The organism is Agromyces cucurbitae, assembly GCF_058349945.1.
In genome coordinates this window covers 727,037-739,503 of the sequence record NZ_JBYRES010000002.1, presented here as the reverse complement: position 1 = coordinate 739,503, position 12,467 = coordinate 727,037, and the positions used below count along the sequence as shown (strand labels likewise).

Annotated in this window: 20 protein-coding genes; all 20 read right to left on the bottom strand. The window is 69.2% G+C overall.

The window, feature by feature from the left end; translation table 11 throughout:
* Positions 1 to 72: 72 nt before the first annotated feature.
* A complete protein-coding gene (ptsP, locus tag AC3RJ6_RS10265) occupies positions 73 to 1,734 on the bottom strand; it encodes a phosphoenolpyruvate--protein phosphotransferase (protein WP_491427163.1) in 1,662 nt (553 codons plus the stop codon).
* Positions 1,735 to 1,827: 93 nt separating this feature from the next.
* Entirely contained in the window at positions 1,828 to 2,655 is an 828-nt protein-coding gene (map, locus tag AC3RJ6_RS10260) for a type I methionyl aminopeptidase (RefSeq protein ID WP_491426953.1), read from the bottom strand.
* Positions 2,656 to 2,660: 5 nt separating this feature from the next.
* Entirely contained in the window at positions 2,661 to 3,302 is a 642-nt protein-coding gene (locus tag AC3RJ6_RS10255; RefSeq protein ID WP_491426952.1) for an adenylate kinase, read from the bottom strand.
* Positions 3,299 to 4,624, bottom strand: coding sequence for a preprotein translocase subunit SecY (gene secY / locus AC3RJ6_RS10250; protein WP_491426951.1), 1,326 nt, complete (start codon positions 4,622 to 4,624; stop codon positions 3,299 to 3,301). Before secY ends, AC3RJ6_RS10255 begins: the two co-directional genes overlap by 4 nt.
* Positions 4,625 to 4,757: 133 nt before the next feature.
* A complete protein-coding gene (gene rplO, locus AC3RJ6_RS10245; protein ID WP_491426950.1) occupies positions 4,758 to 5,423 on the bottom strand; it encodes a 50S ribosomal protein L15 in 666 nt (221 codons plus the stop codon).
* Positions 5,423 to 5,608 (bottom strand): 50S ribosomal protein L30, encoded by a 186-nt coding sequence (gene rpmD, locus AC3RJ6_RS10240; protein WP_130353506.1) that lies wholly within the window; start codon positions 5,606 to 5,608, stop codon positions 5,423 to 5,425. Before rpmD ends, rplO begins: the two co-directional genes overlap by 1 nt.
* A complete protein-coding gene (gene rpsE / locus AC3RJ6_RS10235) occupies positions 5,608 to 6,306 on the bottom strand; it encodes a 30S ribosomal protein S5 (RefSeq protein WP_305038252.1) in 699 nt (232 codons plus the stop codon). The genes rpmD and rpsE overlap by 1 nt, the downstream gene beginning before the upstream one ends.
* On the bottom strand, positions 6,303 to 6,662 hold the full coding sequence (gene rplR, locus AC3RJ6_RS10230; RefSeq protein ID WP_491426949.1) for a 50S ribosomal protein L18: 360 nt from the start codon (positions 6,660 to 6,662) through the stop codon (positions 6,303 to 6,305). Before rplR ends, rpsE begins: the two co-directional genes overlap by 4 nt.
* A gap of 2 nt (positions 6,663 to 6,664) precedes the next feature.
* On the bottom strand, positions 6,665 to 7,201 hold the full coding sequence (gene rplF / locus AC3RJ6_RS10225) for a 50S ribosomal protein L6 (protein WP_491426948.1): 537 nt from the start codon (positions 7,199 to 7,201) through the stop codon (positions 6,665 to 6,667).
* Positions 7,202 to 7,207: 6 nt separating this feature from the next.
* Positions 7,208 to 7,606: a 30S ribosomal protein S8 gene (rpsH, locus tag AC3RJ6_RS10220; RefSeq protein WP_491426947.1), complete on the bottom strand. Its 399-nt coding sequence runs from the start codon at positions 7,604 to 7,606 to the stop codon at positions 7,208 to 7,210.
* 173 nt (positions 7,607 to 7,779) lie between these two features.
* Positions 7,780 to 8,364: a 50S ribosomal protein L5 gene (gene rplE / locus AC3RJ6_RS10215; protein ID WP_491426946.1), complete on the bottom strand. Its 585-nt coding sequence runs from the start codon at positions 8,362 to 8,364 to the stop codon at positions 7,780 to 7,782.
* Positions 8,364 to 8,723 carry a 50S ribosomal protein L24 gene (gene rplX, locus AC3RJ6_RS10210; RefSeq protein WP_491426945.1) on the bottom strand — a complete coding sequence of 120 codons (360 nt, stop codon included), beginning with the start codon at positions 8,721 to 8,723 and terminating at the stop codon, positions 8,364 to 8,366. The genes rplE and rplX overlap by 1 nt, the downstream gene beginning before the upstream one ends.
* A 3-nt stretch (positions 8,724 to 8,726) precedes the next feature.
* Positions 8,727 to 9,095, bottom strand: a complete 369-nt coding sequence (gene rplN, locus AC3RJ6_RS10205) for a 50S ribosomal protein L14 (RefSeq protein ID WP_156999952.1) — start codon at positions 9,093 to 9,095, stop codon at positions 8,727 to 8,729.
* A gap of 31 nt (positions 9,096 to 9,126) precedes the next feature.
* Entirely contained in the window at positions 9,127 to 9,432 is a 306-nt protein-coding gene (gene rpsQ / locus AC3RJ6_RS10200; RefSeq protein WP_244852821.1) for a 30S ribosomal protein S17, read from the bottom strand.
* A gap of 2 nt (positions 9,433 to 9,434) precedes the next feature.
* Positions 9,435 to 9,761, bottom strand: coding sequence for a 50S ribosomal protein L29 (gene rpmC / locus AC3RJ6_RS10195; protein ID WP_491426944.1), 327 nt, complete (start codon positions 9,759 to 9,761; stop codon positions 9,435 to 9,437).
* The gene (rplP, locus tag AC3RJ6_RS10190) at positions 9,761 to 10,180 is read right to left on the bottom strand and encodes a 50S ribosomal protein L16 (RefSeq protein WP_149161171.1); all 420 of its coding nucleotides are present in this window, start codon (positions 10,178 to 10,180) and stop codon (positions 9,761 to 9,763) included. Before rplP ends, rpmC begins: the two co-directional genes overlap by 1 nt.
* A gap of 3 nt (positions 10,181 to 10,183) precedes the next feature.
* The gene (gene rpsC, locus AC3RJ6_RS10185) at positions 10,184 to 10,936 is read right to left on the bottom strand and encodes a 30S ribosomal protein S3 (RefSeq protein ID WP_244852819.1); all 753 of its coding nucleotides are present in this window, start codon (positions 10,934 to 10,936) and stop codon (positions 10,184 to 10,186) included.
* The gene (gene rplV / locus AC3RJ6_RS10180) at positions 10,936 to 11,301 is read right to left on the bottom strand and encodes a 50S ribosomal protein L22 (protein ID WP_092668524.1); all 366 of its coding nucleotides are present in this window, start codon (positions 11,299 to 11,301) and stop codon (positions 10,936 to 10,938) included. Before rplV ends, rpsC begins: the two co-directional genes overlap by 1 nt.
* 25 nt (positions 11,302 to 11,326) lie before the next feature.
* On the bottom strand, positions 11,327 to 11,608 hold the full coding sequence (gene rpsS / locus AC3RJ6_RS10175) for a 30S ribosomal protein S19 (protein ID WP_231430099.1): 282 nt from the start codon (positions 11,606 to 11,608) through the stop codon (positions 11,327 to 11,329).
* A 12-nt stretch (positions 11,609 to 11,620) separates the two neighbouring features.
* The gene (gene rplB / locus AC3RJ6_RS10170; protein WP_491426943.1) at positions 11,621 to 12,460 is read right to left on the bottom strand and encodes a 50S ribosomal protein L2; all 840 of its coding nucleotides are present in this window, start codon (positions 12,458 to 12,460) and stop codon (positions 11,621 to 11,623) included.
* Positions 12,461 to 12,467: the final 7 nt, after the last annotated feature.

Sequence of the window (12,467 nt, the reverse complement as noted above, 5' to 3'; positions counted from 1 at the left end):
AGGCCGTGTCCGGCGATCGCCGACGCGGTGCGGCCGGTTCGCGGCATGGTCGCGGGACGCCTCGAGCGCGCGTCACGCCCCGGTGTGCGTCGCCGCCTCGGCGGCCGCCGCGCGTGCCGCGGCGGCGTCGTCGGCGGCGACGGCCGCCCCGGCGATGCGGCGTGCATCGTGCGCGGTGACCCGCGCCAGCGCGGCGCGCACTCCCGCCAGCGCCGACGCCGACATCGAGAGGCTCGTCGCCCCCAGGCCGACGAGCACGACGGCCAGCAGCGGGTCGGCCGCCGCTTCGCCGCACACGCCGACCGGCCGGCCGAGTGCGGCTCCGGCGTCGCCGACCTCGCCGACGAGACGCAGCACGGCCGGATGCCACGGGTCCTGGAGCTCGGCCGCGCCGGCGAGCTCGCGGTCGGCGGCCATCGTGTACTGGGTGAGGTCGTTCGTGCCGATCGACGCGAAGTCGACGGCGGCGAGCACTTGCCGCGCCGTCAGCGCCGCCGCCGGCACCTCGATCATGACCCCGGCCGACGGCAGGCCCGCCTCGCGCACCTGCCGGGCGAAGTAGCGCGCCTCCTCCACGGTCGCGACCATCGGCGCCATCACCCGGAGGTCGACCGGATGACGTGCGGCGGCGTCGGCGAGTGCACCGAGCTGATCGCGGAGCACGGGTTCGGCCCGCCGGAGTGCGCGAAGACCGCGCACGCCGAGTGCGGGATTCGCCTCGTGGCCGACGCCGAGGAAGGCGAGCGGCTTGTCGGCACCCGCGTCGAGCACCCGAACCGTCACGGGGCGGCCGGCGAACGACTCGAACAGCGACTCGTAGGCGGCCTGCTGCTCCGCGCGCGACGGTGCGCGCTCCGCGTCGAGGAAGAGGAACTCGGTGCGGAAGAGGCCCACTCCCTCCGCCCCCGCGCGGACCGCTTCCGCCGCCCCGGCGGGGTTGCCCAGGTTCGCGTACAACGGCACCGCCGTGCCGTCGGCGAGCCGCCCGGGCACGGGCGGGGCCGCCGCCTCCGCGGCGAGCCGTTCGCGTCGCATCGCGGCCGCGTCGAGGGCGGCGGCGTCGGGCTCGCGGATGACGCGGCCGGCGTCGGCGTCGACGATGACCGTCTCCCCCTCGCTGAGCGAAGTCGCGTCCCGCGCGCCGACGATGGCGACGAGCGACTTCTCCCTCGCGAGGATGGCCGTGTGCGAGGTCGGACCGCCCTCGACCGTCACGATCGCGAGGACCTCGTCGAGGTCGAGCGTCGCGGTGTCGGCCGGCGCGAGGTCGTGCGCGACGAGCACGAACGAGTGGCCCGGATGCGGCACGCCCGGTGCGGGGACGCCCTGGAGCACCGCGATGACGCGCTGCGACAGGTCCTCCAGGTCGTTCGCGCGATCGGCGAGGTAACCGCCCATGCCGGCGAGCAGGTCGCGGTACCCGGCGAACGCGTCGAACACCGCGCGTTCGGCGGTCGTGCCGTCCGCGAGCCGTTCGGCGACGCTCGCATGCACCGCAGGGTCCTCGAGGATGAGCGCCTGCGCCTCGAGCACGTCGTGCGCCGCACCGGTGACTCCGGCGGCGCGCGCCCTGAGATCGGCGGCCACCGCCGCCGCGGCGGACTCGGCGCGCGCGCGCTCCGCCTCGCCGCCGATCGTGCTCGGCGCCGATGAGGGCTCGGGCTGCGGCGCCGCCATCCACGCCACGCGCCCCACGGCGACTCCGCGACCGATGCCCGTGCCGACGACGTCCATCTGCGCACCACCCCCGGTCCGAGTCGACGGGACGCTCACGAGCGCTCCCCCGTTCATCACCCTATCCCCCGCCGTTTTCGAGCGGTGCGGGGCTCAGGCGATCGGCGCCGGGACGATGCCGTACGGCGCGAGCCCGGCGGCGCCGCCGTCGTCGGCCGTGAGCACCCAGATGCCGCCGGCGTGCACCGCGACGCTGTGCTCCCAGTGGGCCGCGTCGGCGCCGTCGGCGGTCGTCACCGTCCAGTCGTCGTCGCGCACGAACGTGTCGACCGCACCGGCGACGAGCATCGGCTCGATCGCGACGACGAGCCCGGGCTTGATCGCGGGGCCCTTGCGGTCGACCCGGTAGTTGAACACCGGCGGCTCCTCGTGCATCTGGCGTCCGATGCCGTGCCCCACGTAGTCGGTGAGGATGCCGTAGTCGCCCGCTCCGCGGACGTAGTCCTCGATCGCGGCGCCGACCTCGTTGAGGTGCGACGCCCGAGCGAGGGTCGCGATGCCGTGCCACAGCGCCGTCTCGGTCACCCGCGAGAGCTCCTCGCGGGCCGCGACGATCTCGGGCCGCGCAGGGTCGGGGATGACCATGCTGAACGCCGAGTCGCCGTTCCACCCGCCCACGTCGGCCCCGCCGTCGACTGAGACGAGGTCGCCGGGCCGGAACGGGCGATCGCCCGGGATGCCGTGCACGATGTCGTCGTTCACCGACACGCACAGGGTGTGCCGGTAGCCCGGCACGAGCTTGAAGTTCGACCGGCCGCCCGCGGCCTCGATCGAGCGCTCGGCCGCGGCGTCGAGCTCGAGGCCCGTCGCTCCCGGTCGCACGCGGCCGCGCGCCTCGGCGAGGGCGCCCGCGGTCGCCCGACCGGCCGCGACCATCGCGCGGAGGTCGGCGGGCGACTTGTAGATCGAGCGGCGGAACACGGCCGTCAGGCCGCGGCGCCGGGGTGGCGCGGGGCGAGGCCCCGGGCGGCGAGCGCCTCGAAGATGCGGGCCGTCACGTCGGCGAGCGAGCCGACCCCGTCGACTCGCACGACGAGGCCCCGCGCACGGTACACGTCGAGGATCGGTGCCGTCTCGCGCTCGTAGATCGCGAGGCGGTTGTCGATCACCTCTTCGGTGTCGTCGGTGCGGCCCTGCTCGACCGCGCGCTGGTGGATGCGGCGGATCGACTCGTCGCGCGGCACCTCGAGCTCGATCACGGCGTCGAGCGACTCGCCGCGCGACGTGAGGAACGCGTCGAGGTCGTCGACCTGGCCCCGGTTGCGCGGGTAGCCGTCGAGGAGGAATCCGGTCGCGGCATCCGGCTGCTGGAGCCGGTCGCGCACGAGCTCGCTCGTGAGCGCGTCGGGCACCAGGTCGCCGGCCTCGATGATCGCCTGGACCCGCTTGCCGAGCTCGGTTCCGCCCGCGACGTTCGCGCGGAAGATGTCGCCCGTGGCCACCTGGGGCACCCCGAACGCCGCCGCGACGAGCACGCCCTGCGTTCCCTTGCCGGACCCCTGCGGGCCGACGATCAGGAGGCGGGCGGAGGTGGCTGCTGCGGTGCCGTTGGAAGCGGCTGGCGTCATCGGAGAAGTCCTTCGTAGTGGCGCTGCTGGAGCTGGGCGTCGATCTGCTTGACCGTCTCGAGGCCGACGCCGACGATGATGAGGATCGACGCGCCGCCGAACGGGAAGTTCTGGTTCGCCCCGACCATCGAGAACGCGATGAGCGGGATCAGGGCGATGAGGCCCAGGTAGATCGAACCCGGTGCGGTGATGCGGGTGAGCACGTAGTCGAGGTACTCGGCCGTCGGGCGGCCCGCGCGGATGCCGGGGATGAAGCCGCCGTACTTCTTCATGTTCTCCGACACCTCGTCGGGGTTGAAGGTGATCGCGACGTAGAAGTACGTGAACCCGACGATGAGCAGGAAGTACAGCAGCATGTAGAGCGGGTGGTCGCCCTTCGTCAGGTAGTTCGTGATCCACACGACCCAGGCCTGCGGCTCCTCGCCCTGCTTGGGCTGGTTGAACTGCGCGATGAGCGCCGGCAGGTAGAGCAGCGACGACGCGAAGATGACGGGCACGACGCCGGCCATGTTGACCTTGATCGGGATGTACGTGTTGTTGCCGCCGTACGTGCGCCGGCCGACCATGCGCTTGGCGTACTGCACGGGGATGCGGCGCTGGGACTGCTCGACGAACACGACCGCGACGACGATCGCGAGGCCGACGAGGATCACGATCGCGAAGACGTCCCAGCCGCGCGCGATGCCGATGGCCCACAGCGAGCCCGGGAACTGGGCGGCGATCGAGGTGAAGATGAGCAGCGACATGCCGTTGCCGATGCCGCGCTCGGTGATGAGCTCGCCCATCCACATGATGAGGCCGGTACCGGCGGTCATCGTGATGACCATGAGGAGGATCGCGTACCACGCGTCGTTCGTGATGAGCGCCGAGCAGGCGGGGTCGGCGGTCGGGAAGAGCGCACCCGAGCGGGCGACCGTGATGAGCGTCGTCGACTGGAGGACGCCGAGCGCGATCGTCAGGTAGCGGGTGTACTGCGTGAGCTTCGCCTGGCCCGCCTGGCCCTCCTTGTAGAGGGTCTCGAAGTGGGGGATCACGACGCGCAGCAGCTGCACGATGATCGACGCGGTGATGTACGGCATGATGCCGAGCGCGAAGACCGAGAGCTGCAGCAGCGCGCCGCCCGAGAAGAGGTTGACGAGGTCGTAGAGCCCGGTCGCACCGGCTGCGGCGTTGGCCGCGAGGCACTGCTGCACGTTGCCGAAGTCGACGAAGGGCGCGGGGATGAAGGATCCGAGCCGGAAGAGGGCCACGATGCCCAGCGTGAACCCGAGCTTGCGGCGAAGATCCGGCGTGCGGAAGATCCGCCCGATGGCGTTGAACACTCGTCCTCCTGTTGCTCCGTGCTGCGCGCCGGTGCGGCGCACGGAGTTGAATGGTTATACGACTCGAGCCAGTCGAGACCCCGCTTATCCTACGCGAGGTCCCGACTGGCTCGAACCAATCGTGGTGCCGGCCTTACTTGACCGAGCCGCCGGCGGCGACGATCTTCTGCTCTGCCGAGCCGGAGACCTTGTCGACGGCCACGTTGAGCTTGACCTGCAGGTCGCCGTTGCCGAGCACCTTGACGCGCTCGTTCTTGCGCACGGCGCCCTTCTCGACGAGGTCGGCGACGGTGACGTCGCCGCCCTTCGGGTAGAGCTCGGCGAGCTTGTCGAGGTTCACGACCTGGTACTCGACCCGGAACGGGTTCTTGAAGCCGCGGAGCTTCGGCGCACGCATGTGGTACGGAAGCTGGCCACCCTCGAAGCCGGGGCGCACCGTGTTGCGGGCCTTCGTGCCCTTGGTGCCGCGACCGGCGGTCTTGCCCTTCGAGCCCTCACCGCGACCGACGCGGGTCTTGTCCTTCTTGGCACCGGGCGCCGGGCGCAGGTGGTGCACCTTCAGGACCTGCTCGCGCTTCTCCGCGACGTCGGCCTTGGGGGCCGCCTTCTTCGCGGGAGCCTTCTTCGCAGGGGCCTTCTCGGCCGAAGCGGTGTCGGCCTTCGCGGCAGCGGCCTTCGCCGGAGCCTTCTTCGCAGGAGCCTTCTCGGCCGGAGCCTTGTCGGCAGCCGCCTTGGCGGGCGCCTTCTTGGCCGGAGCCTTCTTCGGGGTCTCCTCGGCGACGTTCTTCTCGTCAGCCATTAGTCAATCTCCTCAACCTTCACGAGGTGGGCGACGGTCTTGACGTAGCCGCGGTTCTGCGGGGTGTCGTCGCGGACGACCGAGTCGCCGATGCGCTTGAGACCGAGGCTGCGCAGCGTGTCGCGCTGGTACTGCTTCTCGCTCACCTTGGACTTGATCTGGGTCACCTTGAGCTGCTTGGCCATCAGGCACCTGCCTTCGCTGCTGCAGCGGCCTCGGCCGCCTGTGCCTCGGCACGGATGAGACGGGCCGGGGCGACCTCGTCGTAGTCGAGACCACGACGGGCGGCGACGGCGCGCGGCTCCTCGAGCTGCTTGAGCGACTCGACCGTGGCGTGCACGATGTTGATCGTGTTCGACGAGCCGAGCGACTTGGACAGCACGTCGTGGATGCCGGCGCACTCGAGCACGGCGCGCACCGGACCACCGGCGATGACACCGGTACCGGGAGCGGCCGGACGCAGGAGCACGACACCGGCAGCGGCCTCGCCCTGCACGGGGTGCGGGATCGTGGTGCCGACGCGCGGGACGCGGAAGAAGTTCTTCTTCGCCTCCTCGACGCCCTTCGAGATCGCGGTCGGGACCTCGCGCGCCTTGCCGTAGCCGACGCCGACGAGTCCGTTGCCGTCACCCACGACGACGAGCGCCGTGAAGCTGAAGCGACGGCCGCCCTTGACGACCTTCGACACGCGGTTGATGGTGACGACGCGCTCGAGGAACTGGCTCTTCTCGGCGTCACGGCCGCCGCGGTCGCGGCCGCCCTGGTTGCGGTCGCGGCCGCCACGGCGCGAGTCGCGCTCGTTGCGGGCCGGCTCGGAAGCCGCAGCCGTCTCGACGGGTGCCTCTGCGGTCACCTCGGTCTCCTTCACAGTGTTCTCGCTCACAGGCTCAGCCCTGCCTCTCGCGCTCCATCGGCGATCGCGGCGACGCGACCGGCGTACTTGTTGCCGCCGCGGTCGAACACGACCGCCTCGATGCCGGCCTGCTTGGCGCGCTCGGCGACGAGCTCGCCGACCTTCTTCGCCTTGGCGGTCTTGTCACCGTCGAACGCGCGGAGGTCGGCCTCCATGGTCGACGCCGACGCGACGGTGTGACCCTTGGCGTCGTCGACGATCTGCACGAAGACGTGGCGGGCCGAACGGGTGACGACGAGACGGGGGCGGACCTCCGTGCCGACGATCTTCTTGCGAAGGCGGGTGTGGCGACGCGAGCGCGCAGCCGTCTTGCTCTTCACGGCCATGATTACTTACCAGCCTTTCCGGCCTTGCGACGCACGACCTCGCCGGCGTAGCGGATGCCCTTGCCCTTGTACGGCTCGGGCTTCTTGATCTTGCGGATGTTCGCGGCGGTCTCGCCGACGGCCTGCTTCGAGATGCCCGCGACCGTGAGCTTGTTGTTGCCCTCGACGGTCAGGGTGATGCCGGCCGGCGCCTCGACGGTCACGGGGTGCGAGAAGCCGAGCGCGAACTCGACCGCGCTGCCCTTCTGCGCGACGCGGTAACCGGTACCGACGATCTCGAGGCCCTTGGAGTAGCCCTGGGTCACACCGATGATGTCGTTGGCGATGAGCGTGCGGGTGAGGCCGTGCAGCGAACGCGAGGCGCGCTCGTCGTCGGGACGGGTCACGACGACCTGGTTCTCCTCGACCTTGGCCACGATGGGGGCGGCGACGGTGAGCGCGAGCTCACCCTTCGGGCCCTTGACGGTCACATCCTGGCCGTCGATCGTCACGGTGACGCCGGCGGGGATGTCGATGGGAAGTCGTCCAATACGCGACATAGCTGATTACCACACGTAGGCGAGGACTTCCCCACCCACGCCCTTCTTCTCGGCCTGGCGGTCGGTGAGCAGACCGCTGGAAGTGGACAGGATCGCGACGCCGAGGCCGCCGAGCACCTTGGGCAGCTCGGTCGACTTCGCGTAGACGCGGAGACCGGGCTTCGAGACGCGCTTGATACCGGCGATCGAGCGCTCGCGGTTCGGGCCGAACTTGAGCTTCAGCGTGAGCGTCTTGCCCACGCGAGCGTCGGCGACCTCGAAGTCGGCGATGTAGCCCTCGGTCTTGAGGATCTCGGCGATGTGGCCCTTGAGCTTGGAGTGGGGCATCGACACGGTGTCGTGGTGCGCGGAGTTCGCGTTCCGCAGACGGGTCAGCATGTCAGCGACCGGGTCGGTCATCGTCATGACGATTCGTTCCTTACGTTCACCAGGTTTCAGGACCCGTTACACGGGGACTGACCTGTGGTGGTGGTCTCAGCGGTTGCGTGAGACCGGATGCCTCGGGCCGGCCGGCTCCCGACGGATCGAGAGCCGGCGGGCTCGAAGCACAAACTCGTAGATCCTACTACACGTAGGACTTACGCGGCGTCGACCTGCTTGAACGGGAAGCCGAGCGCCTTGAGCAGCGCGCGACCCTCGTCGTCGTTCTTGGCGGTGGTCACCACGGTGATGTCCATGCCGCGGACGCGGTCGATCTTGTCCTGGTCGATCTCGTGGAACACGCTCTGCTCCGTGAGGCCGAAGGTGTAGTTGCCGTGGCCGTCGAACTGCTGGTCGCTGAGACCGCGGAAGTCGCGGATGCGGGGCAGTGCGAGCGAGAGCAGGCGGTCGAGGAACTCCCACATGCGGTCGCCGCGGAGCGTCACGTGCGCGCCGATCGGCTGACCCTCGCGCAGCTTGAACTGCGCGATCGACTTGCGGGCCTTGGTCACCTGCGGCTTCTGGCCGGTGATCTTCGTGAGGTCGGCGATCGCGCCGTCGATGACCTTGCCATCGCGGGCTGCCTCGCCGACACCCATGTTCACGACGATCTTCACGAGGCCGGGCACCTGGTGCGGGTTCGAGTACTCGAACTGCTCGGTGAGGGCCTTGGCGATGTCGCCGCGGTACTTGGTCTTCAGTCGCGGCTGGATTTTGCCAGCCTGCGTTGCCGTGTCGGTCATTACAGGTCCTTACCTGACTTCTTGGCGTAGCGGACGCGGACGGTCTTCGTGACGCCGTCCTTCGTCACCTGCTCGGTGCGGAAGCCGACGCGGGTCGGCTTCTTCGTCTCGGGGTCGACGATCGCGACGTTCGACACGTGGATCGGCGCCTCCTGCGTCTCGATGCCGCCGGTCTTCGTGCCGCGCTGCGTCTGGCCGACGCGCACGTGCTTCGTGACGTAGTTGACGCCCTCGACGATGACGCGGTTCTCGGCGACGAGCACCTCGAGGACCTTGCCCTGCTTGCCGCGGTCTCCGCCGCGAGCCTGGCTGCGGCCCGAGATGACCTGGACGAGGTCGCCCTTCTTGATGTTGGCCATGACTTAGATAACCTCCGGTGCCAGCGAGATGATCTTCATGAACTTCTTGTCGCGAAGCTCGCGACCGACCGGGCCGAAGATACGGGTGCCGCGGGGGTCACCGTCGTTCTTCAGGATGACCGCGGCGTTCTCGTCGAACTTGATGTAGGAGCCGTCGGGACGACGGGTCTCCTTGACGGTGCGGACGATGACGGCCTTGACGACGTCGCCCTTCTTGACATTGCCACCGGGGATCGCGTCCTTGACGGTCGCGACGATGACGTCACCGAGGCCGGCGTAGCGCCGCTTCGAGCCGCCGAGCACGCGAATGGTGAGCAGCTCCTTGGCGCCGGTGTTGTCGGCGACCTTGACTCGTGATTCCTGCTGAAGCACTTCGAACTCCTTCTATAAGCAAGCCCGAGGCTTACTTGGCCTTCTCGACGATCTCGACGAGACGCCAGCGCTTCGTGGCGGAAAGGGGACGGGTCTCGCTGATCACGACGAGGTCGCCGATGCCGGCGGTGTTCTGCTCGTCGTGCGCCTTGACCTTCGACGACCGGCGCATGACCTTGCCGTAGAGCGGGTGCTTCACGCGGTCCTCGACCTCGACGACGATGGTCTTGTCCATCTTGTCGCTGACGACGTAGCCGCGGCGGACCTTGCGGTACGGGCGCTGCTCGGCGGTCTCGACCTCGGCGACCTCGGCCGCAGCCTTCTTGGTCTCAGCCATGATCAGGCCTCCTTCGTCTCAGCGGCCTCGGCCGAAGCATCCGCCTCGGCCTTGGCCTTCTTGGTCTTCTTCTCGGCCTTGGCGGGAGCCGCCTCGACCGGCGCGGGCGTGGCACGGATGCCGAGCTCGCGCTCACGGATGACCGTGTAGATGCGAGCGATGTCGCGCTTGACGGCCTTCAGGCGGCCGTGGCTCTCGAGCTGGCCGGTGGCCGACTGGAAGCGCAGGTTGAACAGCTCTTCCTTGGCCTTCTTCAGCTCGTCGACGAGTCGCTCGTCTTCAAAGGTGTCGAGCTCTGCGGGGCTGAGCTCCTTGGTTCCGACGGCCATTATGCGTCGCCCTCCTCGCGCTTGATGATGCGTGCCTTGAGGGGCAGCTTGTGGATGGCACGGGTCATCGCCTCGCGTGCGAGCTCCTCGGAGACGCCCGAGACCTCGAAGAGGACGCGACCCGGCTTGACGTTGGCGACCCACCACTCGGGCGAACCCTTACCGGAACCCATTCGGGTCTCGGCCGGCTTCTTCGTGAGCGGACGGTCGGGGTAGATGTTGATCCACACCTTGCCGCCACGCTTGATGTGACGCGTCATGGCGATACGAGCGGACTCGATCTGACGGTTGGTCACGTAAGCGGGCGTGAGCGCCTGGATGCCGAACTCACCGAACGACACCTTGGTGCCACCGGTGGCCTGGCCCGAGCGGCCGGGGTGGTGCTGCTTGCGGTACTTGACTCGACGGGGAATCAACATGGTTTACGCCTCAACTCCTGCGGTCGCCGGCTCGGCCTTGGGGGCGCGGTCGCGGCGGGGACGGTCGCTGCGGTCGCGCGACGGCTTCTGGGCCGCCTGCTCGCGCGCGAGCTCCTTGTTGGTGATGTCGCCCTTGTAGATCCAGACCTTCACGCCGATGCGGCCGAAGGTGGTCTTGGCCTCGTAGAAGCCGTAGTCGATGTTCGCGCGGAGCGTGTGCAGGGGCACGCGGCCCTCGCGGTAGAACTCCGAGCGGCTCATCTCGGCGCCGCCGAGACGGCCCGACACCTGGATGCGGACACCCTTGGCGCCGGCGCGCTGCGCGCCCTGCAGGCCCTTGCGCATCGCGCGGCGGAACGCCACACGAGCCGAGAGCTGCTCGGCGATGCCCTGCGCGACGAGCTGGGCGTCGGCCTCGGGGTTCTTCACCTCGAGGATGTTGAGCTGGATCTGCTTGCCGGTGAGCTTCTCGAGGTCGGCGCGGATGCGCTCGGCCTCGGCGCCGCGGCGGCCGATCACGATGCCGGGACGGGCCGTGTGGATGTCCACGCGGACGCGGTCGCGGGTGCGCTCGATCTCGATGCGCGAGACACCCGCGCGGTCGAGCGACGTCTGGAGCAGGCGACGGATCTTGACATCCTCGGCGAGGTAGTCGGCGTAGCGCTGACCGGGCTTCGTCGAGTCGGAGAACCACCGAGACACGTGGTCGGTGGTGATGCCGAGACGGAAGCCGTACGGGTTGACCTTCTGACCCATTACTTCGTACCCTCCTCGGGCGTGCCGAGCACGATGGTGATGTGGCTCGTGCGCTTGTTGATGCGGAAGGCACGGCCCTGCGCGCGCGGCTGGAATCGCTTGAGGGTCGTGCCCTCGTCGACGAATGCCGTCTTCACGTAGAGGTCCTGCTCGTCCAGGTAGGTGTTCGTGGCATCGGCCTTGACGCGAGCGTTCGCGATGGCCGAGGCGACGAGCTTGTACACGGGCTCGCTCGCACCCTGCGGGGCGAACTTCAGGATGGCCAGCGCCTCCTGAGCCTGCTTGCCGCGGATCAGGTTGACGACGCGGCGGGCCTTCATGGGGGTCACGCGGATGTGTCGCACGCGTGCGATCGACTCCACCATTTCTTTCCTCCTTCACACCACCGCTTTAGCGGCGGCGGCCCTTCTTGTCGTCCTTCACGTGTCCACGGAAGGTGCGGGTGGGGGCGAACTCGCCGAGCTTGTGGCCCACCATGGTCTCGGTGACGAACACCGGGATGTGCTTGCGGCCGTCGTGCACGGCGATCGTGTGACCCAGCATGGCGGGGACGATCATCGAGCGACGCGACCACGTCTTGATGACGTTCTTCGAACCGGCTTCGTTCTGCACGGCGACCTTGCGAAGCAGGTGCTCGTCGACGAAGGGGCCCTTCTTGAGACTGCGCGGCATCTTCTTCTACTCCTACTTGCGCTTCTTGCCGACGGTGCGACGACGGACGATGAGCTTGTCGCTCTCCTTGTTGGGGCGACGGGTGCGACCCTCGGCCTGACCCCACGGGCTGACCGGGTGGCGACCACCGGAGGTCTTGCCCTCACCACCACCGTGCGGGTGGTCGATCGGGTTCATCGCGACACCGCGGACGGTCGGGCGGACGCCCTTCCAGCGCTTGCGGCCGGCCTTGCCCCAGTTGATGTTCGACTGCTCGGCGTTGCCGACCTCGCCGATCGTCGCGCGGCAGCGCGCGTCGACGTTGCGGATCTCGCCCGACGGCAGGCGGAGCTGCGCGTAGGGGCCGTCCTTGGCGACGAGTCGCACCGAGGCACCGGCCGAGCGGGCCATCTTCGCGCCGCCGCCGGGGCGGAGCTCGATGGCGTGCACGACGGTACCGGTCGGGATGTTGCGCAGCGGCAGGTTGTTGCCCGGCTTGATGTCGGCGTTGGGGCCGGCCTCGATCGGGTCGCCCTGCTTGAGCTTGTTCGGGGCGATGATGTAACGCTTCGTGCCGTCGATGTAGTGGATCAGCGCGATGCGGGCGGTGCGGTTCGGGTCGTACTCGATGTGAGCGACCTTGGCGGGCACGCCGTCCTTGTCGTTGCGACGGAAGTCGATCACGCGGTACTGGCGCTTGTGGCCACCACCGATGTGACGGGTCGTGATGCGGCCCTGGTTGTTGCGACCACCGGTCTTCGACAGCGGCTTGAGCAGCGACTTCTCGGGCGTCGAGCGCGTGATCTCCGCGAAGTCGGCGACCGACGAACCGCGACGACCCGGGGTCGTGGGCTTGTACTTACGAATAGCCATAGTTCTT